The sequence below is a fragment of the Spirillospora sp. NPDC048819 genome, assembly GCF_040650055.1.
Classification (GTDB): domain Bacteria; phylum Actinomycetota; class Actinomycetes; order Streptosporangiales; family Streptosporangiaceae; genus Spirillospora.
Genome location: NZ_JBEZGN010000009.1, coordinates 225,184 through 248,757, shown reverse-complemented (window position 1 = coordinate 248,757; position 23,574 = coordinate 225,184). Strand labels below are relative to the sequence as shown.

Genomic DNA, 23,574 nt, shown 5'->3' with positions numbered 1-23,574 from the left:
GCAGGAACCGCGGTGATCTGCCGGCAGGTGCAGCGCAGGAACGGCCGGCTGACCGCGTGCGCGCCCAAGACGCCGCACAGCAACCGGGTGATCGCACTGGACCGCACCACCGTGGCAGCTTTGCGGGTGCACCGGAGCCAGCAGCGGGCCGAGCAGGAGGCGTTCGGCGAGGGGTACTGCGACAGCGGTTATGTGTTCACCAATCTCAACGGTGAGCCGGTGTCGCCGGGGTGGCTGACGCATCAATTCCAGCGGTTGATCGCTGAGCAGGACGTGCCGCCGATCCGGTTGCACGATCTGCGGCATGGCGCCGCGACGCTGGCCCTGGCCGCGGGTGTGGAGTTGAAGGTGGTGCAGGAGATGCTGGGGCATGCCAGCATCGTGCTGACCGCCGACACCTACACCAGCGTCCTACCCCAGGTCGCCCGCACCGCAGCCGAGAAGACCGCCGCGCTGCTCATGCACGCCGCCGGCATCGTGCCCGGCACCAACCGCCGCCGCGGCAAAGGCCCGACCCGCCGAAAGCAGCGCGCCCCACGCAACGGACAGGTGCGACTGCCCCGAAAGCGCACCAGCAGGACGAACAGGCACACGCGTGCGAGACCCCGGGCTCGACCGGCCCCGCAGCCTCCCGCCTGGTAGCGGCTCGCACGCGACGCAGAGCCTCGGCTCCCCACACGAGATCTTCGACCGGGAAAGGACAACCACATACCGTTTCCGCACCTGACGACCGGACGGTGCGCGATCCAACCTGCCCGACGACGGCCTGGGGGGAGAAGAGCACTTTGCAAGGCATCTGTGCCTGCATCCCCCGTCCCCAGGAGGGCCTCATCCTGGCCCCAGGCATGATCCCCAGCGCGCCCGAAGGAGGGTGTTTTCCCTGGTGAGGGTGGTGGGTCGCGTGGGACTCGAACCCACAGCCTACGGATTAAAAGTCCGGAGCTCTGCCAATTGAGCTAGCGACCCGTCGTGCAAGGGTACCGAGATCGTTGGGGGGTTTGCGACGTGGTTATGGGGTGGGGGTCAGGTGGACGGGGAGGTGCTTCAGGCCGTTCTGGAAGTTGGAGGCCAGGCGGACGGGGGTGCCGGTGCGGGTGATGTGGTGGGGGAGGAGCTCGCGGAAGATGGCGCGCATCTGGGTGCGGGCGAGGTGAGCGCCCAGGCAGAAGTGGGGGCCGAAGCCGAAGCTGACGTGGTCGTTGGGGGTGCGGGTGATGTCGAAGCGGTCGGGGGAGGGGAAGACGGTTTCGTCGCGGTTGGCGGAGGCGTGGTAGACGACCACTTTGTCGCCGGCGTCGATGTCGTGGCCGGCGAGTTGCAGGGGCGTTGCCGCGGTGCGGCGGAAGTCCATGACCGGGGGCCAGTAGCGGAGCATCTCCTCGACGGCGGACGGCAGGAGGGACGGGTCGGCGCGGAGGCGGGCCAGTTCGGACGGGTGGTCGAGGAGGGTGAGGAGGCCGCCGGGGATGCCGTTGCGGAGGGTTTCGTTTCCGGCGACGGCGAAGAGGAAGAACATGTTCTCGAACTCTTGGGTGGTAAGGCCGCCCTCGAGCATGCGGGACATGATGTCGCCGGACGGGTTGGCGCGCTTGTCGGCCGCCAGTGCGTGGGCGTAGGCGAACATGTCGGCCAGGGCCGTGTAGGAGCGGGGGTTGACGGGACGGCCGTCGGGGTGGGTGGACGTGGTGGGGCGGTACTTCATGGCTTCTCGGGCCATGGGGCTCATTGAGGCGGCGTCGGCGGTGGACAGGCCTGCGTATTCGTCGTCCTGGTAGCCGATGACGCGGGACGCCCAGTCGTAGAGGAGGCGGCGGTCGGAGTCGGGGACGCCCATGATGTGCGCCAGTGTCCAGACGGGGAGGTCGGCTGCGAGTTCGACGAAGTCGGTTTCCTCGTCGAGGGCCGAGGTGATGAGGGTGCGGGCTCGGGCGTTGATCGTCTCTTCCAGGGCGCGGACGGCGCGGGGGGTGAACGCGGCGGCGACGATGCGGCGGAGGCGGGAGTGGTCGGGCGGGTCCTGGTTGAGCATCATGGCGCGGACGAACGCGAGATCCTCGGGCGTGTCGGGGTCACGGATCTGGGTGGCGCCGAGGTTCGAGGAGAACAGGTCCGGGGAGCGCAGGACGTGTTTCACGTCGGCGTGCCGGAAGACCGCCCAGTAGCCGGGGCCGGCGGGCCAGGGGCCGACGGCGGGTTCGGGGACCCAGGTGACCGGGGATTCGGCGCGCAGCTTCCGGAAGGTCTCGTAGGGGACGCCCGTCGTGTAGGTCGACGGCAGGAAGATCTCGTCGTGCATGCCCTCAGCGTGCATCATGTCGGGTGTGACGGTGAAGCCTGAAGAAATCCTGCGTGACAACTTTGCGCCCTGGGTGCTGGAACTGGGGCTGGTCGTTGAGGAGGTCGGGGACGGCACGGCGGTGTTGCGGCTGCCGTGGTCCGATCGGCTGGCCCGGGAGGGTGGGGCGTTGTCCGGGCAGGCGTTGATGGCGGCCGCCGACACGGCGGTCGTGATCGCTGTTTCGGGGGCGAAGGGCGCTTTCGTGCCCATGACGACGGTGCAGCTCAGTACGTCCTTCCAGCGGCCGGTGGTGGGACGTGACGTGCTGGTGGAGGTCGAGGTGACGAAGCTGGGGCGGACGTTGGCGTTCGCGGAGATCGACATGACGGCGGATTCGAAGACCGTCGCGCATGCGAGCGCCGTTTACGCGATCATCGGGTGATATGACGCGCGTTGAGAAGGTCGTTGTCCCGGACGGTGAGTTCAACCTGCATGTGTGGGCTCCGGACGGCGGGGGGCCGGGGATCCTGCTCGTCCAGGAGATCTTCGGGGTCGGCGAGTACATGGAGGCGGTCGCCGAAGATCTGGTGGCGCTCGGGTACGTCGTGGCGGCGCCCGACATGTTCTGGCGGATCGAGCCGGACTGGGCGGTCGTGCACAACGAGGAGGCGGTCCCGGCGGGGATGTCGATGGTGTCCCGGTTCGACTGGGAGAAGGGCGTTGAGGACGCGGCGGCGGCGCTGGCGGTCCTGAAGGGGCTGCCGGGTGTCGGCAAGGTCGGCGTCCTGGGCTTCTGCTTCGGCGGGACCGTCGCGTATCTGCTGGCCGCCAACGCCGAGGTCGATGCCCTGGTGTCCTACTACGGGTCGGGCGTTCCGGATGCTTTGGGACAGATCGACGCCATTCGGGGGCCGGCGCAGTTCCACTTCGGTGGGAGCGACCCGTACATCCCTCGGGAGGACGTCGCCAAGGTGGAGCGCGCGGTGGACGGACGGGACGACATGGAGGTCCACGTCCAGGAGGACGGCGGGCACGCGTTCCACAACCGGAAGGCGCCGATGTTCCACCAGCCGGAGCCCGCGGAGCGGGCGTGGCGGCTCACCGTGGACTTCCTCGACCGAACCCTCTCATAGCGCCCAGGACGGCAGCGGTTCGCAGTCGGGCAGCCAGGCGGCGGGGGCGGCTCCGAGGATGCCGCCGACGATGGCGCAGGTGGTGTCGACGTCCCCGCCTGCGGCCGCCGTCGTCCAGAACGCCCGTTCGTAGTCGCCGAGGTTCCGTGCGGCGGCCCAGAGGGCGAACGGGACGGTGTCGTGCGCGGCGACCTGACGTCCGTTGCCGAGCACGGCGGACGCGGTCGACGGGTCGCTGATGGTCAGAAGGTGGCGGGCCTCGGTGATGCCCGTGCGGACGGTACCGGCCTGGACGTGACGGAGGATCTCGTCCATGAACTTGCCGGGCGGTGGTCTGGTGGGTGCGAGGGCTGCGGCGACGGCCACGGCGATGGCGCCCGCTACTGCCTCGGGGTGAGGGTGCGTTACCTCGGCGGAGAGCGCGGCTTGGCGGGCTGCTTCGGCGGGGTCGTCCACGAACCAGGCGCCGATGGGCGCGACACGCATCGCGGCACCGTTTCCCCATGAGCCTGCGCCGTCGAACGGTTCCCTGGCGAGAGCACGCCAGTCGCCCCCTTCGCGGATGAGCCGCAGGAGCCGTCCCGTGGAGGGGCCGTAGCCGCGGTCGAAGTCGTGCCGTTCGGCGAAGCTTGCGGCGAGAGCGTCCTGGTCGATGGTGCCGTGCCGGGACAGGACGAGGTAGATGGACGCGGCCATCTCGGTGTCGTCCGTCCACTGCCAAGGGCCAGGGGGAAGCGTCTGCGTTTCGAAGGCGTGGCGGTTGGCCGGGACGAAGAACTGGGAGCCCAGAGCGTCCCCCAGGGCGAGGCCCTGGAGTGAGGCATAGGCGCGGGTCGTCATGTGGTGGCGGGTTCCAGGGAGAGGCGGGACAGTTCCTTGCGGGACGAGATGCCGAGCTTCGGGTACGCCTTGTAGAGGTGGTACTCGACCGTTCGCGGGCTGAGGAAGAGTTGCGAGGCTATCTCGCGGCTGCTCGTGCCCTCGGCCGCCATGCGGACGACCTGAAGCTCCTGCGGGGTGAGGCGGTCGAGAAGGTCCGGTGCCGTGGGCACGGAGGGGCCCGCCTCGCCGGTGGCCCGAAGTTCGGCGCGCGCGCGGTCCAGCCAGGGGGTTGCCCGTAGGGACTCGAAGATTTCCACTGCGGAACGCAGCGGAACACGTGCGTCGGAGCGGCGGCGGGCCCGCCGCAGCCACTCGCCGTAGAGGAGTTCAGTGCGAGCCCGCTCGAACGGCCGCGTCGACTGCTCGTGTAGCTGGACGGCGCGTGCGTACGGTTCCTCGCTGTCGGTCAGCAGGGCTTCGCAGTGGAGGGCGACGGCGAGGGCCCACGTCTGCCTGCCTGCCTCCGCCCAGGCGCGGAACCGCTCGAAGGGAGCGTGCGCGAGTTCGGGCCGCCCGGAACGCACCGCCGCCTCGACATGGTCGGCGGCGGAGACCATGCTGCCCGTGCTGTGGCGGCGGGGGCCGTGGGCGATCTCGTCGAGGCGGCGCAGCGCGTCGTCGTAGCGGCCGAGGCCGAGGTCGAGGAGGGCTAGGGCACTGTCGGCGAGCCCGCCGCGGGCCGGCGGGGCCCCGGCGATGACCAGCGGGGCGATCAGCTCGCGCAGCCGGGCCTCGTCGCCCTCGATCGCCGCGACGCGCGACAGCACGGCGCCGAGACGTCCCTCCCGGTGGGGGCGGCCGGTGTCGCGGGCCAGCGCGATCGCCTCGGCGACGGTGGCCTCGGCGTCCGCGTGCCGGCCGGCCGCGATCTGCGCCTGGGCCAGCGTCTGGAGGATGTTCGGCAGCGCGCCGATCAGCCCGTGCCGCCGGGAATGCGCGACTTCGGCGGCCGCCAGTTCCAGCGCGGCCTCGTCCGCACCGATGATCAGCGCGAGCTGCGCGCCGCGCACCAGATCCCCCACACCGAGGACGTCATGTCCCGCACCGCGGAGGCGGTTCGCCGTGTCAGGGGCGAGGCTTCCCGAGCCGTGCCCGGCGGCTACAGCGCCCTGAATGCGATCTCCGGGACCGAGGTCGGGGCCGCCTGAGCCGAGGACGTGGTCGCCGAGACCGCGCGCAAGGCTTGCCGCGCCTACGGCGTGGTCGCCGGGGGCAGGGCTGTGGTCGCTGGCGGCGTGGGTGTGGTCGCCTAGGAAGTGGGTGTGGTCGCTGGCGTCGTCGCGGTGAACCCGGCCGTCGCGGATTTCCGCGACCAGTTGCGTGAGGAGCGGGAGGCCGTGGGCGTGGTCGCCACGGGCCAGGAGGGCGAGCCCGCTGACCATGCGGTCGCCCGGAAGCAACTCGGCGGCCCGCAGGACGGCGGGCAGCTCACCGGACGTCCACCCGTACACGGCGCCGGTCCGCAGCATCGCGGCGCGCTCGTCCGGCGCCGCGACGGCGGCGTTGTCGACCATCATGCGGGACGCGGCGCGCGGGTCACCCCGCTCGTACTCGACGGCGGCGTGGACGCGGGCGAGCCGCGCGGGACCGGCGGGGTCGGTGGTGAGCTTCTCCGCCTGGACGGCGAGGTCCTCGGCCTCGTCGAGCCGTCCCGCCTGAAGGACCAGGGAGGCGGCGGTGCCGAGCCTCTCGGCCCGCATGTCCGGGACGGGCGTCAGGTCGGCCGCCTGCCGGTACAGAGCAGCGGCCGTCGCGTACGCCACGCGGCGGCGGGCCCGCTCCGCCGCGTCCTGCAGCTCGGCGGCGACGTCCTCGTCCGGCGCCATGGCCGCGGACGCGCGGTGGCGGGCGCGGCAGTCCGGGTCGTCGGCGGTGTCGGCGAGCGCCTGGTGAACGGTGATGCGCCGCGCGGCGGGCGCACCGTGGTACGAGGCCGCCCTGATCAGCGGGTGGCGGAACGCGATGCTGCGGCCGGTGACCGCCACCAGCCGGGCCCGTTCGGCCTCCTCCAGGTCGGCGAGGTCCACGCCCAGGCTGTGCGCCGCGTTCAGCTGCGTCGGCATGTGCCCGCGTCCCTCCGCCGCCGTGATCAGCAGCATCAGCCGGGTCCTCTCCGGGAGGCGGCCGATCTGGGCGCGGAACGAGGCGAGCACCCGGTCGGCGACGGGCAGCGGGTCGGGGCCGTCCACGAGGCGGGTGCCGGCGGCGCCCAGTTCCTGCAGGGCGAGGGGGTTGCCGGCCGCCTCCCGGATCACCCGGGCGCGGCGGGTGGGCGTCAGGTCGCGCGCCGCGAGGAGCCGTTCGGCGTCGCCGCGCGCCAGCCTTTCCAGGCGCAGTTCGGGCAGGCCGGTGCCGGTGAACACGTCGTCGCGCGAGGCGAAGAGCATCACCACGCCTTCGGCCGCGAGCCGCCGCGCCGCGAACAGCAGCGCCTCGGATGTCGCGGTGTCGAGCCACTGCGCGTCGTCCACCAGGATCAGGACCGGGCCGTTCTCGCCGGCGAGGTCGGCGAACAGCGTGAGGACGGCGAGGCCGGTGGTGAAGCGGTCCCTCCCGGGTTCGGCGGGCGCGGTGTCCGGTCCGCCGAGGGCGGAGCGCAGCGCTGCGGCCTGCGGGGGTGGGAGGACGTTCAGCCGGTCCCGGACGGGCCACAGCAGCTGGTTGAGGCCCGCGTAGGCGATGTCGGACTCCGCCTCGATGCCGGTCACCCGCAGGACATGCGGAGGCCCGTCCGCCGGAAGAAGCCGCGCCGCCTCGGTGAGCAGCGCCGACTTGCCGATGCCGGCCTCCCCGCGCAGGAGGAGCGCGCCGCTGCGGCCGTGCTCGCGTGCCTCTGAGAGCAGCGAGGAGATTCGCGCCTGTTCGTCGTTCCGCCCGTAGAGCACGAGTCCAAACTACGGGCCGAACTACCGAAGTCATACGGATTCGTTCCGTAGTGGATGGCTCGTACGTTCTTGACCAGCGAGAACGCACTAGGAGGACATCATGCAGGAACTGTTCGAGCCACTGTCCGCGGGGAAGGTGGAGCTGTCCAACCGCCTGGTGATGGCGCCGATGACCCGCAGCCGGGCCACCGAGGACGGCACCGTGACCGAGTTGACCGCCGAGTACTACCGGCAGCGCGCCGGCGCCGGGCTGATCATCACCGAGGGAACGCAGCCGAGCGTCCGGGGTCAGGGGTACATCCTCACGCCCGGGTTGCACTCCGCCGACCAGGTGGCGGCATGGCGGACGGTGACCGACGCCGTCCACGCCGAGGGCGGACGGATCTTCGCCCAGCTGATGAACGCGGGCCGTGTCGGCCACCCCGTCCTGTACCCGGATGGGGGGTTGCCGCTCGGGCCTTCGCCGATCGCGTCCGGCGAGCAGTTGTTCACCCCGGACGGGATGCTCGACCACCCCGAGCCCCGGGAGATGACGCTTGACGACATCGTGCAGGCCGTCGACGATTTCGCCGCGTCGGCGCGCAATGCGATCGAGGCCGGGTTCGACGGGGTGGAGTTGCACGGCGCGAACGGCTACCTGATCCAGCAGTTCCTCGCCGACGGCAGCAACACCCGGACCGACGCGTACGGCGGGACGGTCGAGAACCGCATCAGGTTCGCCGTCGAGGTCGCGCAGGCGGTGTCGGACACGATCGGCGCCGACCGGGTGGGCTTCCGCGTGTCGCCGGGCGGCACCGCGAACGGCGTCAGCGAAAGCGACACTCCCGAGCTGTACTCGGCGCTGATCGCCGCACTCGCCCCGTACGGCCTCGCCTACCTGCACGTCATGGAGCTGGGCGACCGCGGGACGACCCGCCGGATCCGTGCCGAGTGGCCCGGCGCGCTGATCCTCAACCCGCACCCGACGCCCGAGTCGTTCCCCTCCAAGCCGGAGTACGGCGCCGAGGCCTTGCGGGAGGGCGTGGCCGACGCGGTCGCGTTCGCCGAGATGTGGCTGGCCAACCCGGACCTGCCCGCCCGAATCAAGGCCGGCGGCCCCTACAACGAGGCGGACCAGGCGACGTTCTACGGCGGCGACCACCGCGGCTACACCGACTACCCGCCCCTCACGTAGCCCCCCGCCACCAATCCCCCCGCCACCCATCCCCCCGGCGGCCCCGCCTGGCGCCGTCTGGGGGCGGGGGCGGGTTGGAGGCCGAGGCTGAGCTAGAGGCCGGGGGTGGGTTGGAGGCCGGGGCCGGGCTAGAGGCCGGGGCGGACGCCGCCGTTGAAGTTTCGCTTGTAGTAGGCGTTCAGCTTGAGCTTCTTGACCCGGGAGCGTGAGTTGGGCGCGTGGATCATGTAGCCGTGGCCGGCGTAGATGCCGACGTGGGACCGGCCGCTGTAGAAGAACAGCAGGTCGCCCTTGACGGCTCCCTTCCAGGAGACCTTCTTCTTCACGGCGCGATAGATCTGCTGGCTGGTGCGGGGGAGCTTCACCCCGGCCTTGCGCCAGGCGCCTCCGGCGAGGCCCGAGCAGTCCCATGAGCCCGGGCCCGTCCCGCCGTAGCGGTACGGATCGCCGATCTGCTTCGCGGCGTACTTCACGGCGTAGGCGGCGCGCTTCTTCTGCTTCCCGGTCCGGGATGTGGAGGCCGCGGCGACCGGCCTGGCCGTGGTGGCCAGCTTGGCATGGGTGGTCGGCATCGTCGTGGTGGTCGGTGTGGCCGTGAGGGTGCGGTTCTTTTGCGATGGTGCTGCTGCCTCTGCGGGGGCGGCTGCGAGGAGGGATGTTCCCAGTGCCGCGGCCGTGGTGAGGGCGAGGCCGCCAGTGGTGATTCCGGTCTTCGAGGTGATTCGGGGGGTATTCAGAATGACTCCAGACCTCGCGGGTGGTGCCTACCGGGCAGCCGTCATCCACGGGGTGTTCACCATGGATTCGGGATGCCGCGGCCGTGCGGCTCCAAAGCGTCATCAAGGAGGACGCAGGAGAATCACGGCCGCTTCCGGTTCCGTGCCTCTCGGCTGCACGGACTCGGCGACCGACGGCGGCCTTCGGGGAGGGGGCCGAGGGGACGGCCCTGGGAGGACGTGCCGGCTGCGCAATGGTGGCCAGGCACGTCGCGGCCGCTCGTCGGAGTGCGTGTTCTGTTATCTGGGCGGCCTTCTGTGCCGCATGAACCGAGCAGGAACGTAGGCGGACTCGGGCGAACAAGGCAAATCCCCTCGGCATTTTCGTGTCGGCAGGCACTGGCAGTGGGGCGGAGGCCCCCGCGATGGCCTGCGTATGTTTCGACCCCATTCCGGAATGTGTGATACGCATCACCGATCCCGAATGAAGATCGACGTCTATGCTCGCGCCCCGAGTGAAGGCGGGTAGATAGAACGGCGTTCTGTGGATAACTCGGCTCCCGGGACCGGCCATTTGTGGGGTCGATCACAGATCGCTAAATGACCGCTAGTGATCGACTTTTCGGGTGAGTCGCACCGGGGGCGGCCTCGGGGTGGCGGGTGGAGTGGTTGGGCCGGATAGCCGGATTCGGCCGGTCCAGGGGGTTGACGGGGACGCCCAAGCCACCTGTAGTCCGAAGGAGATTCATGTCCGGTCTCCGGAGGGAGCCCCGTGTTCGGCAGGCCCGGCAGAGCGCGTCCCGCACGTCTCCTATCAGCCCTCACCCTGTCGGTGGCGCTGGCGCTGGTCGCCGCGTCACCTGCGACCGCCCAGGACAAACCGTCAACGGTCAAGTTCCCGCAGGGCTTCCTCTGGGGTGTCTCCACGTCCGGGTTCCAGAGCGAGGGTTCGTTCCCGGACAGCAACTGGACGAGATACGCGGAGGAGGGGGCGAACGGGGTCGAGCACCCGTACGGCGACTCCGTCGACTTCCGGCACCGCTACCCCAGTGACCTGAAGCTCGCCAAGGGCCTCGGTGTGGACGTCTTCCGCACGTCCATCGAGTGGTCGCGGATCGAGCCGCGCCGGGGGCACCGCGACCCGGACGCGATCGCCTACTACGACGACCTCATCCGCCAGATCAAGGCGAACGGGATGCGGCCTATGCTCACGCTCGACCACTGGGTGTACCCGGGATGGGTGGCAGACCAGGGCGCCTGGGACAACCCGCGCACACAGGAAGACTGGCTGCGCAACGCCGAGTTCGTCGTCAACCGCTACAAGGACCAAGACGTCATCTGGATCACGTTCAACGAGGCCAGTGCCTACATCTACAAGGAACTGACCACCCGTCCGATGAACATCGGCCAGATGCTGACGATGCGCGACGCCCTCATCAAGACCCACCGTGCCGCCTACGACATGATTCACAGGGTCGACCCGGAAGCCATGGTGTCGAGCAACGTCGCGTACGGGACGGCCATTAACGGAATCTTCGACGCGGCCCTGTTCAACGACGTCACCGACAAGCTCGACTTCATCGGGATCGACTACTACTACGGCGCGAACCTTGAGAACTTCAGCGCCGTGTACGCCCTCACCGGCGAGTTCTGGAAGATCGACCCGGAGCCGGAGGGGCTGTACTACGTCCTCAAGAACTACCAGCGACGGCTACCGCACCTGCCCGTGTACATCGTCGAGCACGGCATGCCGACCGACGACGGCAAGCCGCGCCCGGACGGCTACACGCGCACGGACCATTTGCGGGACCACCTCTACTGGGTCCAGCGGGCGATGGCCGAGGGCGTCAAGATGATGGGCTACAACTACTGGAGCCTCACGGACAACTACGAATGGGGCAGCTACCGGCCACGCTTCGGGCTGTACACGGTGGACGTGCTGACCGACCCGTCCTTGGAGCGTCGTCCGACCGACGCCGTTCCGACCTACCGGTCGATCATCGCGAACCAGGGCGTTCCATCTGGGTATGTGCCGGTACGCGAGCCGGGCTGGTGCTCGATCGAGGACCCCATCGCCACCTGCTTCGGCACGACGCCGACACCGCCCGCCGAATACCGCGTCCCGGGGTGACGGCCGAGGCATGACCTGCGCGTCCCCGGGTACCGCCACCGCGACCGTTATTGACCAGGGGATCGCGTGGGGGATGTGCGGACAGAACCCAAGCTCATGGGCCGCGGGTCCGGTACCGCCGGTCCGGGTCCCGGCTTGGGCGGCGCGGCGGACAGACTGCTGCTGAGCCTGAAGCGCGCGGCCGCCGCGCTACGGGACGCCGGCATCGAGTACGCGCTCGCGGGCGGGTTCGCCGCGTACGCGCACGGCGCGGCCGTGTCGACGCACGACGTCGACTTCGTGGTGCGTCAGCGGGACGTCCAGGCGGCGCTGGACGCGCTCGGCGCCGCGGGCATGACGCATCTGGAGAGCCCGGAGAACTGGCTGGAGAAGGCGTGCGACGGTGAGTACCTCATCGACCTGATCCACACCCCGTCGGGCCGTCCGGTGGACGGTGAACTGCTCGGGCGGGCGGACGAGATGACCGTCGGGGCGGTGCTCATGCCCGTCCTCCCCGCCACCGACCTGATGATCATGAGGCTGCTGGCGTTCACCGAGACCGCCTGCGACTTCAGCGGGTTCCTGCACGTGAGCCGGGCGGTGCGGGAGCAGGTGGACTGGCGCGTGGTCGCCGCCGAGACGGGGCGATCTCCGTACGCCTACGCCTTCCTGACGCTGCTCGCCCGCCTCCACGTCATCGAGGAGGACGTCCTGTGACCCGCCTGCTGTGGCTGGATGCGTCGTGCGCCGGGTGCGTCGTGCGCTGGGGGTGCGTCGTGGGGGTGCGTCGTGCGTTGGGGGCGTGTTGTGAGTGAGAGGAGGCGACGGTGACCGAAAGGGATCGTGGTGTGGCTGATCTGCCCGGATATCTGTCCGCGCACATTCAAGAGAGGCTCGCGAACGAGGCGTACGAACTGGGCATCCGCGTCGACATTCGCGGCGATGTCGTGCATCTGCGCGGTGAGGTGGTGAGCGAGGAGCGGCGGCGGGACGTGGAGGAGGCCGCCCGGGGCGTCGCCGAAGGCCGCGAGATCTGCAACGAGGTGCACGTCGTCGCGGTCGCCGAGCCGGAGGGGGAGGAGAGGCTTTCATGATCCATGTGGCTGCGGCGGGGGACCTGCACGTCGGGCCGGAGGCCGCCGGGACGTACCGGCGGCACCTGTCCGCGCTGGCCGACCAGGCGGACGTGTTCCTGGTCGCCGGCGACCTGACCAGGCACGGGACGGTCGAGGAGGGCCGGATCGCGGCGGGTGAGCTGCGTGACGTCGGCGTCCCGGTGGTCGCGGTCCTCGGAAACCACGACTACCACTCCGACGCCGAGGAGGAGATCGCGGACGTGCTGCGCGACGCCGGTGTGACCGTCCTGGAGGGGGACGGGACGGTCCTGGACTGCGGCGGGACGAGGCTCGGCATCGCGGGCGGAAAGGGGTTCGGCGGCGGGTTCGAGGGCAAGTGCGCCAGCGACTTCGGCGAACGGGAGATGAAGGCGTTCGTCGCGCACACCAAGGACTTCGCCGGACGGCTCTGTACAGCACTCCTGGGCTTGGACGCGGACGTGACCATCAGCCTGACGCACTACTCGCCCGCAGAGGACACCCTTCAGGGCGAGCCGCCGGAGATCTATCCCTTCCTTGGCAGCTACCTGCTGGGTGAGGCGATCGACTCGGCCGGTGCCGACCTCGCCGTGCATGGCCACGCGCATAGGGGAACGGAGAAGGGCCTCACCCAGGGCGGGGTTCGGGTGCGCAATGTCGCCCTGCCCGTACTGCAGCACGCCTACGCGCTGTACCGCCTCGACACATCGGAAGCGGCCGGGCGTCACCGCGTCCAGGAGAGCGTCTCCGCATGGTGAAGCGCATGCCTCCGGGGGACGGACGGTGGGCGATCGTGAGATCTGGTTGGAGGGGAGAGATCTCGCGGTCGCCCATCTCGGTCAGTCCGCGGCGCGGAGCAGGTCGAGGACTGCCCGTTCGGCGGGGCCCTGGGTGGCGAGTTCGCCCTCCGCGGTCTCCACGCCGAGTTTGCCGAGGGCGGGTGCGATGGTCCGGCCCTCCTCGTAGAGGTCGATGATGCGGGGGTCGATGTAGGAGGCCCGCGCCACGGCCGGGGTGTTGCCGAGGTAGGAGGCGACCTCCTTGACGACGCGGACGACGGCGCGCTTGCGGGCTGTCTCGCTGCCCTTGCCCTTGCCCTTGCGGGCGGCGCCGGTGTCCGTACCGGTGTTGGTGTCGATGTCCGTGTCGCTGTCGCCGGCGTCCGTGTCGCTGTCGCCGGCGCGGACGGACACGGCGAGCCCGACCGCCGCGAGGACGGTGGCGTGCCAGGTGCGGAAGTCCTTGGCGGTGAAGTCGCCGCCGGTGACCTCCCTGACGAAGTCGTTGATGTCGGTGGTCGTGACGTCGTGCCAGCCGTCGCGGGTGCGGTGGGCGAGCAGTTCGGGGGAGTCGTCGCGGCGGCGCTTGAGGCCGCTCACGACCTTGCAGACGTCCTCTTCGGCGACGGACTGGTACCGCTCCTTCGAACCCTTCGCCGGGTACTCGAAGGCGACCTCGTTGCGCCGGCAGGTGACGTGCTCGCGCAGTACGGTGGCGAGCCCGAACGTGCCGTTCTCCGACGCGTACGCCTCCCCGCCGATGCGGAAGAACCCGAGGTCGATGAGGCGGACGGCGGCGGCGAGCACCCGGTCACGGCCGTAGCCGCGTCCGGCGAGATGTTCGGCGAGCGTGTCGCGGACCTTGGGCAGCCGGTCGGCGAGTTCTAGGACGTGCTTGTATTTCTCTCGGTCGCGCTGTTCCCGCCATGCCTCGTGGTAGAGGTACTGGCGTCGTCCGGCCGCGTCGGTGCCGATCGCTTGGATGTGGCCGTCCGGGTCAGGGCAGATCCAGACGTCCTTCCATGCGGGTGGGATGACCAGCGACCTGATTCGTTCCTTCTCGGACGGGTCGTCCAGAGGACGGCCGTCGAGACCGAGATACACGAAGCCCTTGCCGTGCTTGCGCCGTCCGAAGCCGGGCTCGGCGGGGTCGCTTCGCTGAAGATTCATCAGCCGTCCACTAGCCCGGATGGATCTCGCCGCCCGCCGGCACCAGCGTCTGCCCCGTGTAGTACGACGACTGGCGGTTGGAGGCGAAGAACACGTAGGACGGTGCGATCTCGTCGGGGTCGGCGGCGCGTCCCATCGGTGCCTGCTGCCCGAAGCTCTCGACGCGTTCTTCCTCGAACGTGGCCGGAATCAGCGGCGTCCAGACCGGGCCGGGGGCGACGCAGTTGACGCGGATCTCGCGGTCCATGAGGTTCTGGGCGAGGCACTCCATCAGCGTCATCGCGGCCGCCTTGCTGGCGGAGTAGTCAATGAGCGTCTTGTTGCCGCGCAGCCCGTTGATGGAGCCCGTGATGATGATGGACGATCCCGGCCCCATGTGGTCGAGGGCCTGCTGGACGGTCCAGAACAACGCGAAGACGTTCACGTCGAACGTCCGGCGCAGTTGCGCGTCGTCGATCTCGCGGACGTCCTTCACCGGTGTCTGCGTGCCGTGGTGCAGGACGAGCAGGTCGAGCCCGCCGAGGTCGCGGACGGCGTGCTCGACGACCTCGCGGCAGTGCCGTTCCTCGGCCAGGTCGCCGCCGAACGTGAAGCAGCGGCGTCCGGCCGCTTCGACGAGGCGCGCGGTGTGCCGGGCGTCGTCGTCCTCCTCCAGGTACGTGATCGCGACGTCGGCGCCCTCCTTGGCGAACGCGACGGCGGTGGCGCGCCCGATGCCGGAGTCGCCGCCGGTGATGAGGGCGCGGCGCCCGTCCAGCAGGCCGCTCCCGGTGTAGTCGCGCATCTCGTCGCGGGGTTCGGGTGACATGTCCCCGGTCCGGCCGGGGTATGGCTGGCTCTGTGCCGGTCGCTCGCTCATGGCTCTGCTCCCCGTGGGGGGACGAGCCCCCACGCTTCCCGGTTCGCTCCGATCGTGACCCTGTTCCTGGTGAGGAGTTCCTGGTGAGGAGTTCCTGGTGAGGAGCCGGCCCGTCAAGGCCCGCGGCTCACCTGGTTCATGGGGAGCGCGTGCCCGGGGCGGCGGAGAGCAAACGTTCCCCCTATTGTGACCCTTGAGTAACATCGTGCTCCGCAATCCGCCGGGGGGTGAGCGGCGCGCGTGGTGACCTCTGGGTAACATCACCCCGAACCACATTCGGTCCCTGACGTAAGGTGCTGCTTATGGACCTGAACGGAGTTTCCGCCGTCGTATCCGGTGGAGCGAGCGGCCTCGGTGAGGCCACCGTCCGCGCGCTGGCCGCCGACGGCGCCAAGGTGGTCATCGCCGACCTGAACGAGGACAAGGGCAAGGCCCTCGCCGACGAGGTCGGCGGTGTCTTCGTCAAGACGGACGTGTCGAACGAGGAGCAGGTGCAGGCCGCCGTCCAGGCCGCCGTCGACACCGGCAACCCGCTGCGCGTCATCGTCAACAGCGCCGGCATCGGCTGGGCGTCGCGGACCGTGAACCGCGACGGCACACCGCATGACCTCGCCTCCTACGAGACCGTCATCCGGATCAACCTGATCGGTACCTTCAACCTGATGCGGATCGGCGCCGCCGCCATCTCCAAGACCGAGCCCGCCGACGCCGACGGCGCCCGCGGCGTGGTGATCAACACCGCGTCCATCGCCGGCATCGAGGGCCAGACCGGGCAGCTCGCCTACTCGGCGTCCAAGGGCGGCATCATCGGCATGACGCTGCCGGCCGCGCGCGACCTCGCCGCGATCGGCGTCCGGGTGAACACCATCTGCCCGGGCATCATCGACACCCCGATCTACGGCGAGGGCGAGGCCGCGGACGCGTTCAAGGCCAAGCTCGCCGCGCCCGTCCCGTTCCCGAAGCGGATGGGCAAGGCGTCGGAGTTCGCGCACCTCGTCAAGTCCCTGGTCGAGAACGACTACATGAACGGCGAGACCATCCGCTTCGACGGCGGTATCCGCTTCCAGCCGAAGTGAGGCCCGAATGACCGACGCTGTATCGCCCGAGGGGGGACGACCCTCCGCGCCCCCCGGAAACGCCGCTGTGCTCACCGAAGAAGACGGCGCCGTCCTCGTCATCACCATCAACCGTCCCGAGGCCCGCAACGCGGTCAACGGCGAGGTGGCGCGGGGCATCGCGGCGGCCGTCGACGAGCTCGACTCCCGCAAGGACCTGTCCATCGGCATCCTCACCGGCGCCGGCGGGACGTTCTGCGCCGGCATGGACCTGAAGGGCTTCCTGACGGGCGACAACCCGACCGTCGAGGGACGCGGGTTCGCCGGCATCACCGAGCGTCCGGCGGCCAAGCCGCTGATCGCCGCCGTCGAGGGCTACGCGCTCGCCGGCGGTTGTGAGGTCGCGCTGTCCTGCGACATGATCGTCGCGGCGAAGGACGCCCAGTTCGGGCTTCCGGAGCCGAAGCGCGGCCTGGTCGCGGCGGGCGGCGGGCTGCTGCGGCTGCCGCAGCGCATCCCGTTCCACATCGCGATGGAGATCGCGCTCACCGGCGACAAGTATCCGGCGGAGCGGATGGCGGAACTCGGTTTCGTCAACCGGCTCGCCGAGTCGGGCGGCGCGCTCGCGGCGGCCAAGGAACTGGCCCTGAAGGTCGCCGAGAACGCCCCGCTGGCGCTCGCGGCGACCAAGAAGGTCATCGTCGAGTCCGCGGACTGGTCGTCGGACGAGGCGTGGAAGAAGCAGCAGGACATCGTGCTGCCCGTCTTCACGTCCAAGGACGCCCAGGAGGGACCGGCGGCGTTCGCCGAGAAGCGCAAGCCGAACTGGAAGGGCGAGTAGCCCCACCCTGGCTTCGCCGCCGGCCCCGGCCGAGACGCCGAGACGCCGTAACGCCGAGACGCCCGGAATCAACTGGTTCCGGGCGTCTTGACGTATGTGACGCAAGTGCCTGATGCGTCCTGTTCTGGCCGCTAGGGGAGTTCCCATTACCTCCCAGTAAGTATTGCCGTACTCTCGTGCCTCAGCCTTGCGATGATCTTGGGAGTGCACAGATGCGAAGGAACGCGCTGCTGGTGGTCGCCACCGCCCTGGCCTGCGGTGCCGGGACGGTCGCCGTGGCCGCCCCCGCGCACGCCGCCGGCTGGAAGGACATCCCCGGCGCGGCGCTGAACTACAACGGCACCCTCGACAGGGTCGACTTCGGCGCCCAGAACGCCGGATGGGCCGTCGGCGCCGCCGGCTCCTTCTTCAGCCCCCAGGCCAAGATCGCACGCTGGACGGGCTCGTCCTGGGTCGCCGACACCAGCCCGGTCGGCTTCACGCCCACCGACGTCGCCGTCGCCGGCGCCGACAAGGCATGGATCATCGGTTACAGCATGTGGGGCACCACCAGCCTCCATTGGAACGGCACCAAGTGGAACCAGGTGTCCTACCCGCTGGTGGGCTTCCCGACGGCCGTCTCCGCCGCTCCCGACGGCACCGCCTACTCCATCGCCGGGATCGACGCCGCCGCAGGCGGACCCAGCGCCATCCTCCGCTGGACGGGCAGCGCCTGGGTCGACCCACAGGTTCCGCTGCCGCCGTCCTCCTCGATCACCGCCGTGGACGTCCGCTCCAAGGACGACGTCTGGCTCGCCGGCACAACGTCGTCGAGCGGCACCTCCGTCACCGGCCTGGTGATGCACTTCAACGGGACGTCCTGGAAGAAGATCGACGTGCCCGGCAACATGGGCGTCCCCGCCTTCCAGGGCACCCTGCACCGCATCGTCGCCGACTCGCCGACGAACGTCTACGTGCTGCGCGTCCGGCAGAACGCCCAGATCACCAACGCGATCCTGCGCTACGACGGGACCTCCTGGAAGACGGTCAACACCCCGCTGAACGCCGCCGGCATCGGGCTGTCGTCCGACGGCGGCGGCGGCGTCGTCATGCTCCCGATCACCACCGGGAACAAGACGCAGTACATGCACTACAACGGCTCGTCCTGGACGATCCTCAACGGCCCGGCCCGCTCCGGCGCCGTCCAGGCCACCGACGCCGACGCACGCCCCGGCACCTCCGCCATCGTGAGCGCCGGCACCGACTCCGCCCTCGACAAGAAGTCCCCGTTCATCGAGTACTTCAGCTGATCCACCCTGCCGTACACACCCGCCCCGCCGCCCCCGGCGGGGCGGGCGCCGTGCTCCACCCGGCAGCCCGCCACGCCGTTCGCATTGCGCGGTCGCATTGCGCGGTCGTGCTGCGCGGGTCATGCAACGCCCGTCCCACCGCCCCGGTTGTGCTGCGCCGGTCTGTGCTGCGCCGGTCTGTGCTGCGCCGGTCTGTGCTGCGCCGGGCGTCGCGCGCCGGTCGTGCTGGGCTGGTCGTCCCGCGCGAGTCGTGCCGCGCTGGGCGTCCGCGCCGGTCGTGCTGCGCGGGGCGGTTCCGCGCAGCACGTGCTGCGTTGGGTCCGCTGTGCTTGGGCAGGTTGTGCGCGCATCAATTGAGGACGGGGAAGTTGCTGCGGAAGACGCCGTGCGGGTCGCGGCTGCGCTTCAGGTCGCGGAGCCGGGCGAGCGTACCGGGCGTGAAGGCGTTCGCGGCGCGCTCGCCGGGAGCGAGGAAGGTGAACGGCTTGCGGCCCGTCGTGTACGGGACGAGGGCGTTCGCGATCTCCTGCTGGCGGTCGCGCACGGCCGTGCCGCCGTCCTCGCCGGGGACGCCGAACATGTAGAGGGCGAACGGCTCGTCCAGATGCCCGGCGGGCGTGCCGGACGGGCGGGCCAGCGCGCCGCCGAGGTGCCGCAACTGGACGCTGAGCAGCGGGTCGACGGGGCGTTCCAGCAGCGCCGCCGCCACGTCGTCGGTCAGTTCGGTCAGCAGTTCCGCGCGGGATCGTCCGGGGCCCGGGTCGGTCGGCTCCGCGGTGATCGATCCCAGGTCGGCGACCGGCAGCGGCGCGCTGGAATCGGAGATCCTTCCGGGGATCTTGTCGAGCGGACGCAGGAGTGCCTCCGCGTCGCCTCCGTCGCCGAGGAAGGCGCTGTCGATCGCCGTCAGCTGGGCCGCACCCGGGAACTTGAGCAGTTCGTACCAGACGGTCAGCTCGTCCGGTGCCGCCGCGGTGATCTCCCGGTAGGCGTCCAGGACGGCGGGAGCCTGCTCGGCGGGCCACAGCATCCGGCCGCCGTGAAGCTGCGGCGCCGGATGCAAGGCGAACTCGATCGCGGTGACGATCGCGAAGTCGCCGCCCCCGCCGCGCAGTGCCCAGAACAGGTCCGGGTCGGTCTCGGACGTCACCCGGGAGCGGGCACCGGCCGCGTCCACGATGTCGAACGCGCGGACGCTCCCGGACGCCCATCCGTACTTGCGGCCGAACCAGCTCAGCCCGCCGCCGAGGGTGTAGCCGGTGACGGTGACCACCGGGCTGCTGCCCGAGAGACCGGTCAGGCCATGCGGGCTCGCCGCCTTCAGGACGCGCCCCCAGTCGACGCCCGCGCCGACTCGGGCGATCCGCTCGTCCGGACGGATCTCCAGCTCGTCCAGGCGTGCGGTGCGGAGCAGGATCACCTCGCCGAGGTCACCGGCAGCGCGGAGGTCACCAGTCGCGCGGAAGCCGCCCGTCGTGTTGAAGCCGCCTGTCGTGTTGAAGTCGCCGGTCGCTCCGTGGCCGCTCGGCTGTGCCGCGATGGTCAGCCCGGCGAGGCGGGCGTGCCGGACGAGAGCGGCCACGTCGTCGGTGTCGGCGGCCTCGACCACCGCCCGGACGTGCTGGTCCACCGCGAGGTTCCAGGCGCGCCGCGCTTCGTCGAATCCGCTGTCGCCCGCCGCGAGCACCCGGCCCCGGACCACGCCGCGCAGTTCGTCCCCGATGTTCATGATTCTCCTCTTTGCCTTCGTGTTCGTCGTCTTGGGTTCAGAGTGCTCGCCGGCGGCTGGGATCGAGCTGGGATCGAGTTGAGGTGCCCGTAAGCTGGAAACTCGTGCGATTCGGGAGGGTGATGGCGAAGGGACCGGTGTTCCGGCTGTTCGGCCCCCTTGAGGTCGCGGACGGCTCGGGCCATGCGCTCGACCTCGGTACGCGCAAGCAGCGCGCGCTGGTGGCGATGCTGGCGCTGGAACCCGGCCGCGTGGTGTCGCTGGACCGGCTGATCGACGAACTGTGGGCCGGGGAGCCGCCCGCCCAGGCGACCCGGACACTGCAGGCCTACATCGCCCACCTCCGCAAAGTGCTGGAGCCCGGCCGGGCGCCGCGTACACCGCCGTCCGTCCTGCTGACCCGCGAGCCCGGCTACCAGCTCGCCGTCCCGCCGGGACGCATCGACCTGTGGCGATTCACCGCTTGGGTGGACGAAGGCCGCGAGGCTCTCGCCCGCGACGCGTACACGGAGGCGGTCGAGACACTGGACCGGGCCCTTGGCCTGTGGCGCGGTGATCCGCTGGGGGAGTTCGCCGACCAGGAGTTCGCCAGGCCCGCCGCCGCCCGCCTCACCGAACTGCGCGCGGCCGCGCTGGAGGACCGGTTCGACGCCCGGCTGGCACTCGGTGAGGCCGCGTCCCTGGTCCCGGGGCTGGAGGCGCTCGTCGAGGACGGGCCTTACCGCGAACGCGCGTGGTCGCTGCTCGTCCTCGCGCTCTATCGCGCCGGACGCCAGGCCGACGCCCTGGCCGCGCTGCGCCGAGTCAAGGCACGACTGTCGGACGACCTCGGGCTTCGTCCGGGGCCTGAGCTTCAGGAGTTGGAGCGGGCGGTGTTCGAGCAGTCGCCCGGCCTCCGCCTACCCCCACGCGAGGCACAGCGTAGGCCGCTGGGTGAGGCGGCGTCCGTCACGGTGCCGTCCGCCACGGCGGCGTCCGTCACGGCGACGTCCGTCGTGGCGGGCACGGAACCGAATGTGGACGGCCTGGTCGCACGGTCGGCGCAGATGGTGCTGGTCGAACGGTGCCTCGGTGAGGCCCGGCGCGGGCGGGGCGGCGTCGTCCTGGTGACCGGGGAGGCCGGCATCGGCAAGACCCGGCTCGTCCGGGCCGCCGCCGACCTGGCCGCCGCCCGCGGGTTCCGCCTCGCGTGGGGACGCTGCGTGGACGGCACCGCGCCCGCGTTCTGGCCGTGGAGGCAGATCGTCCGCGAGGCGGGCGACGAGTCCGGACTGCTCGCCGCGCAAACGCTCTCCCCCGCACCGAACGCCCCTGCACCGAACGCCACTGCACCGAACGCCACTGCACCGAACGCCACTGCACCGAACGCCCTTGCACCGAACGCCCCCGCACCGGACTTTCCCGTGCCGGACTCCCCTGGACAGGACCCCGACGCCGCCTTGTTCGCCCTGTTCGAGCAGGTCGCAGACGTTCTGACGCGGGACGAGACGCCATTGACGATCGTCCTGGACGATCTGCACTGGGCGGACGTGTCGTCGCTGCGGCTGCTGTCCTTCGTGGCGGACGCGGCCGTCCGGCACCGGCTGCTGGTCTTCGTCACGTGCCGTCCCGAACCCGGCGATCACCCGGCCGCGCTCCGCGACACTCTGGCCGAGTTGTCGCGGTCGGCCGAACGCGTGGAGCTGAGCCCGTTCACCGCGGACGACGTGGCGTCCTACCTGCGCGTGAAGGGCGTCACCGAAGAACCCGGCCTGGTGGAGGCCCTGCTGGACAGGACGGGCGGCAACCCCTTCTACCTCGGCGAGGTCCTGCGCCTGCGCGGCAGTGAGGGGACCGTGCCGAGCGGCGCGCGGGACGTGATCGAACGCCGCGTCGCCCGGCTGCCGGAGGAGACGCGGGCCCTGCTGCGCGCCGCCGCGGTCGCCGGACGCGACGTCGCCATCGACGTGCTCGAAACGGTCACGGACATGACACCGGAGCAGGTCATGACGGCGATGGAACCGGCCATCGCGACCGGCCTGCTGGTCGAGCCGCCCGCCGGGGAGACGCCGTCGGCTCCGGACTACCGGTTCGCGCACGCCCTCGTCCGGGAGGCGCTCTACGCCGGGCTTAGCCGGCTGGAACGGTCGCGGCTGCACCTGCGGGTGGGGGAGGCGCTGGAACCCGTCCTTCCGGAGGCGGAGTCGGCCACGCTCGCGCACCACTTCGCCCAGGCCGCGAAGCTGGGCGGCACGGACAGGACCGCCAGGGCGGACAAGGCGGTCGAGCACGCGTGTCGCGCGGCCCGGCACGCGACGGGCCAGCTCGCGCACACCGAGGCCGTCGACCTGTGGGCGCTGGCGCTGTCCGTCCTCCCGCCCGGCCGGGACGCCGAACGTGCCAGGATCCGCACCGAACTCGGCCAGGCCCGCCGCACCGTCGGACGGCCGGAAGAGGCGCGCCGCGACTGGGAGGACGCGGTCCGGATCGCCCGCGCGATCGGCGACCGCGACGCCCTGATCCCAGCGGTCACCGCCATCGGCGGACCGTCCCTGTGGAACTGGCGGCCGTACGGCGTCGTCGACGGCGAGATGGTCGCGATCATCGAGGACCTCCTCGCCGGCCCGCTGGCCGACGCCGACCGGGCGGCGCTTCTCGGCGCCCTCGCACTCGAACTGCACTACGGACCGCGCAGCGCCGAAGGCGAACGCCACGCCGCCGAGGCCGTCGAAATCGCCAGGAAGGCCGGGGACGTCCCGCTCCTCGCCCGGACGCTGAACAACTACCTGCTCGCGGCGTTCCGTCCCGGCCGCAACACCGAGCGGCGCGCGGCGGCGGAGGAACTGGCGAACCTGCCCGGCCTTCCGGTCAGCGGCGAGGTGATGGCGCGCGTCTTCCTGATGTCCTGCCTGCTGCGCGACGGCGACGTGCCCGGCTGGGACCGCGAGCTGGCCCGCTGCGAGACCCTCCTCGACGCGGCACCCCGTCCCGAACTGGAGTCGATGGTCCGTGTCGCCCAGACCGCCCGCAGCACCCTGGACGGCCGGTGGGACGAGGCAGAAGCGCTGCTCGCCCACGACATGCAGTTCGGCTCAACCCTCTGGGGCAGCCGGTTCCGCCGACTGGTCACGACGTTCACGTGCCGCCGCGCTCAGGGCCGCGTCCCCGAAATGCTGGACGAGCTGGTGGCCGCCGCAGAGGAACCCCTTCTCGTCCCTCTGCGCCCCGTCGCCGTCCTGGCGGCCGTCGAAGCGGACCGTCCCGCACTGGCTCACGAGCTGATCGGCCGCTGGGGAACCGGCATTCCCGACGACTGGGTCGCCGACTTCCTCCTCCCGGTCTGGGGCCTGGTCGCCGCCCGCCTGGGCACCCCCGACCCCGGTGACCTGTATCGCCGGCTCCTCCCTTACGCGGACCAGTTCGTCGTCGCCGGGATGGGGACCGCCTGCTGGGGATCCACCCACCTCGTTCTGGCCGAACTGGCGCACCGCACGGGCGACGACGACGCGGCCCGTGACCACACTCGCGCGGCCCGCGATGTGCACAAACAGTAATGATTCTGCTACTTAATGTCGCACTGAGGGGTGAACACCCGTAGGCT

At 70.8% G+C, this 23,574-nt stretch carries 19 protein-coding genes and 1 tRNA gene; 12 read left to right on the top strand and 8 right to left on the bottom strand.

The window, feature by feature from the left end:
• Positions 1 to 642: tyrosine-type recombinase/integrase (locus tag AB0C35_RS15965; protein WP_358455686.1), on the top strand; the 642-nt coding region annotated here is incomplete at its 5' end.
• A gap of 248 nt (positions 643 to 890) precedes the next feature.
• Here AB0C35_RS15965 and AB0C35_RS15960 read toward each other — a convergent pair.
• Positions 891 to 966, bottom strand: a tRNA-Lys gene (locus AB0C35_RS15960).
• Between the two features lie 43 nt (positions 967 to 1,009).
• Entirely contained in the window at positions 1,010 to 2,296 is a 1,287-nt protein-coding gene (locus tag AB0C35_RS15955) for a cytochrome P450 (protein WP_358455683.1), read from the bottom strand.
• Between the two features lie 25 nt (positions 2,297 to 2,321).
• On the opposite strand from AB0C35_RS15955, the gene AB0C35_RS15950 reads away from it, so the two are divergent.
• Together AB0C35_RS15950 and AB0C35_RS15945 are read left to right on the top strand one after the other, a co-directional pair.
• Complete coding sequence (locus tag AB0C35_RS15950; protein ID WP_358455680.1) at positions 2,322 to 2,720, top strand: PaaI family thioesterase; 399 nt, start codon at positions 2,322 to 2,324, stop codon at positions 2,718 to 2,720.
• A 1-nt stretch (position 2,721) separates the two neighbouring features.
• Positions 2,722 to 3,411, top strand: a complete 690-nt coding sequence (locus tag AB0C35_RS15945; protein ID WP_358455677.1) for a dienelactone hydrolase family protein — start codon at positions 2,722 to 2,724, stop codon at positions 3,409 to 3,411.
• Here AB0C35_RS15945 and AB0C35_RS15940 read toward each other — a convergent pair.
• Positions 3,406 to 4,251, bottom strand: a complete 846-nt coding sequence (locus AB0C35_RS15940; RefSeq protein WP_358455675.1) for an ADP-ribosylglycohydrolase family protein — start codon at positions 4,249 to 4,251, stop codon at positions 3,406 to 3,408. The genes AB0C35_RS15945 and AB0C35_RS15940 overlap by 6 nt on opposite strands.
• Positions 4,248 to 7,178, bottom strand: coding sequence for an AAA family ATPase (locus AB0C35_RS15935; RefSeq protein WP_358455673.1), 2,931 nt, complete (start codon positions 7,176 to 7,178; stop codon positions 4,248 to 4,250). The genes AB0C35_RS15940 and AB0C35_RS15935 overlap by 4 nt, the downstream gene beginning before the upstream one ends.
• A 100-nt stretch (positions 7,179 to 7,278) precedes the next feature.
• Here AB0C35_RS15935 and AB0C35_RS15930 point away from each other — a divergent pair, with 100 nt between their 5' ends.
• The gene (locus AB0C35_RS15930; RefSeq protein ID WP_358455670.1) at positions 7,279 to 8,352 is read left to right on the top strand and encodes an alkene reductase; all 1,074 of its coding nucleotides are present in this window, start codon (positions 7,279 to 7,281) and stop codon (positions 8,350 to 8,352) included.
• Positions 8,353 to 8,480: 128 nt separating this feature from the next.
• Here AB0C35_RS15930 and AB0C35_RS15925 read toward each other — a convergent pair whose 3' ends face one another.
• On the bottom strand, positions 8,481 to 8,924 hold the full coding sequence (locus AB0C35_RS15925) for a C40 family peptidase (RefSeq protein WP_358455667.1): 444 nt from the start codon (positions 8,922 to 8,924) through the stop codon (positions 8,481 to 8,483).
• A 916-nt stretch (positions 8,925 to 9,840) separates the two neighbouring features.
• On the opposite strand from AB0C35_RS15925, the gene AB0C35_RS15920 reads away from it, so the two are divergent.
• The 4 genes from AB0C35_RS15920 (at position 9,841) to AB0C35_RS15905 (ending at position 13,030) form a co-directional block, all read left to right on the top strand.
• On the top strand, positions 9,841 to 11,199 hold the full coding sequence (locus AB0C35_RS15920) for a family 1 glycosylhydrolase (protein ID WP_358455665.1): 1,359 nt from the start codon (positions 9,841 to 9,843) through the stop codon (positions 11,197 to 11,199).
• A 75-nt stretch (positions 11,200 to 11,274) separates the two neighbouring features.
• Entirely contained in the window at positions 11,275 to 11,895 is a 621-nt protein-coding gene (locus AB0C35_RS15915) for a hypothetical protein (protein WP_358455663.1), read from the top strand.
• Positions 11,896 to 12,005: 110 nt separating this feature from the next.
• A complete protein-coding gene (locus AB0C35_RS15910; RefSeq protein ID WP_358455662.1) occupies positions 12,006 to 12,272 on the top strand; it encodes a BON domain-containing protein in 267 nt (88 codons plus the stop codon).
• The gene (locus AB0C35_RS15905) at positions 12,269 to 13,030 is read left to right on the top strand and encodes a metallophosphoesterase (protein WP_358455660.1); all 762 of its coding nucleotides are present in this window, start codon (positions 12,269 to 12,271) and stop codon (positions 13,028 to 13,030) included. Before AB0C35_RS15910 ends, AB0C35_RS15905 begins: the two co-directional genes overlap by 4 nt.
• An 81-nt stretch (positions 13,031 to 13,111) precedes the next feature.
• On the opposite strand, the gene AB0C35_RS15900 is transcribed toward AB0C35_RS15905, so the two are convergent.
• Positions 13,112 to 14,221 (bottom strand): DNA topoisomerase IB, encoded by a 1,110-nt coding sequence (locus AB0C35_RS15900; protein WP_358455658.1) that lies wholly within the window; start codon positions 14,219 to 14,221, stop codon positions 13,112 to 13,114.
• A gap of 10 nt (positions 14,222 to 14,231) precedes the next feature.
• Complete coding sequence (locus AB0C35_RS15895; protein WP_358455655.1) at positions 14,232 to 15,080, bottom strand: SDR family oxidoreductase; 849 nt, start codon at positions 15,078 to 15,080, stop codon at positions 14,232 to 14,234.
• A 302-nt stretch (positions 15,081 to 15,382) separates the two neighbouring features.
• Here AB0C35_RS15895 and AB0C35_RS15890 point away from each other — a divergent pair, with 302 nt between their 5' ends.
• The 3 genes from AB0C35_RS15890 to AB0C35_RS15880 all read left to right on the top strand — a co-directional run bounded on the left by AB0C35_RS15890 (position 15,383) and on the right by AB0C35_RS15880 (position 18,265).
• Positions 15,383 to 16,156, top strand: coding sequence for an SDR family oxidoreductase (locus AB0C35_RS15890; protein WP_358455652.1), 774 nt, complete (start codon positions 15,383 to 15,385; stop codon positions 16,154 to 16,156).
• A 7-nt stretch (positions 16,157 to 16,163) separates the two neighbouring features.
• The gene (locus AB0C35_RS15885; protein ID WP_358455649.1) at positions 16,164 to 16,976 is read left to right on the top strand and encodes a crotonase/enoyl-CoA hydratase family protein; all 813 of its coding nucleotides are present in this window, start codon (positions 16,164 to 16,166) and stop codon (positions 16,974 to 16,976) included.
• Positions 16,977 to 17,188: 212 nt separating this feature from the next.
• Positions 17,189 to 18,265: a hypothetical protein gene (locus AB0C35_RS15880; protein WP_358455647.1), complete on the top strand. Its 1,077-nt coding sequence runs from the start codon at positions 17,189 to 17,191 to the stop codon at positions 18,263 to 18,265.
• A gap of 349 nt (positions 18,266 to 18,614) precedes the next feature.
• Here the strand turns inward: AB0C35_RS15880 and AB0C35_RS15875 are convergent, their stop codons facing one another.
• On the bottom strand, positions 18,615 to 19,994 hold the full coding sequence (locus AB0C35_RS15875; protein ID WP_358455645.1) for an FAD-binding oxidoreductase: 1,380 nt from the start codon (positions 19,992 to 19,994) through the stop codon (positions 18,615 to 18,617).
• Between the two features lie 122 nt (positions 19,995 to 20,116).
• Here AB0C35_RS15875 and AB0C35_RS15870 point away from each other — a divergent pair, with 122 nt between their 5' ends.
• Positions 20,117 to 23,527, top strand: coding sequence for a BTAD domain-containing putative transcriptional regulator (locus AB0C35_RS15870; protein WP_358455644.1), 3,411 nt, complete (start codon positions 20,117 to 20,119; stop codon positions 23,525 to 23,527).
• Positions 23,528 to 23,574: the final 47 nt, after the last annotated feature.

Excerpts from the sequence above, each read along its gene's own strand:
- AB0C35_RS15925 (WP_358455667.1), bottom strand. The coding sequence starts at position 8,924 with ATGCCGACCACCCATGCCAAGCTGGCCACCACGGCCAGGCCGGTCGCC.
- AB0C35_RS15930 (WP_358455670.1), top strand. The coding sequence starts at position 7,279 with ATGCAGGAACTGTTCGAGCCACTGTCCGCGGGGAAGGTGGAGCTGTCC.
- AB0C35_RS15900 (WP_358455658.1), bottom strand. The coding sequence starts at position 14,221 with ATGAATCTTCAGCGAAGCGACCCCGCCGAGCCCGGCTTCGGACGGCGC.
- AB0C35_RS15955 (WP_358455683.1), bottom strand. The coding sequence starts at position 2,296 with ATGCACGACGAGATCTTCCTGCCGTCGACCTACACGACGGGCGTCCCC.
- AB0C35_RS15940 (WP_358455675.1), bottom strand. The coding sequence starts at position 4,251 with ATGACGACCCGCGCCTATGCCTCACTCCAGGGCCTCGCCCTGGGGGAC.
- AB0C35_RS15880 (WP_358455647.1), top strand. The coding sequence starts at position 17,189 with ATGCGAAGGAACGCGCTGCTGGTGGTCGCCACCGCCCTGGCCTGCGGT.
- AB0C35_RS15885 (WP_358455649.1), top strand. The coding sequence starts at position 16,164 with ATGACCGACGCTGTATCGCCCGAGGGGGGACGACCCTCCGCGCCCCCC.
- AB0C35_RS15875 (WP_358455645.1), bottom strand. The coding sequence starts at position 19,994 with ATGAACATCGGGGACGAACTGCGCGGCGTGGTCCGGGGCCGGGTGCTC.
- AB0C35_RS15890 (WP_358455652.1), top strand. The coding sequence starts at position 15,383 with ATGGACCTGAACGGAGTTTCCGCCGTCGTATCCGGTGGAGCGAGCGGC.
- AB0C35_RS15945 (WP_358455677.1), top strand. The coding sequence starts at position 2,722 with ATGACGCGCGTTGAGAAGGTCGTTGTCCCGGACGGTGAGTTCAACCTG.
- AB0C35_RS15870 (WP_358455644.1), top strand. The coding sequence starts at position 20,117 with ATGGCGAAGGGACCGGTGTTCCGGCTGTTCGGCCCCCTTGAGGTCGCG.
- AB0C35_RS15895 (WP_358455655.1), bottom strand. The coding sequence starts at position 15,080 with ATGAGCGAGCGACCGGCACAGAGCCAGCCATACCCCGGCCGGACCGGG.
- AB0C35_RS15905 (WP_358455660.1), top strand. The coding sequence starts at position 12,269 with ATGATCCATGTGGCTGCGGCGGGGGACCTGCACGTCGGGCCGGAGGCC.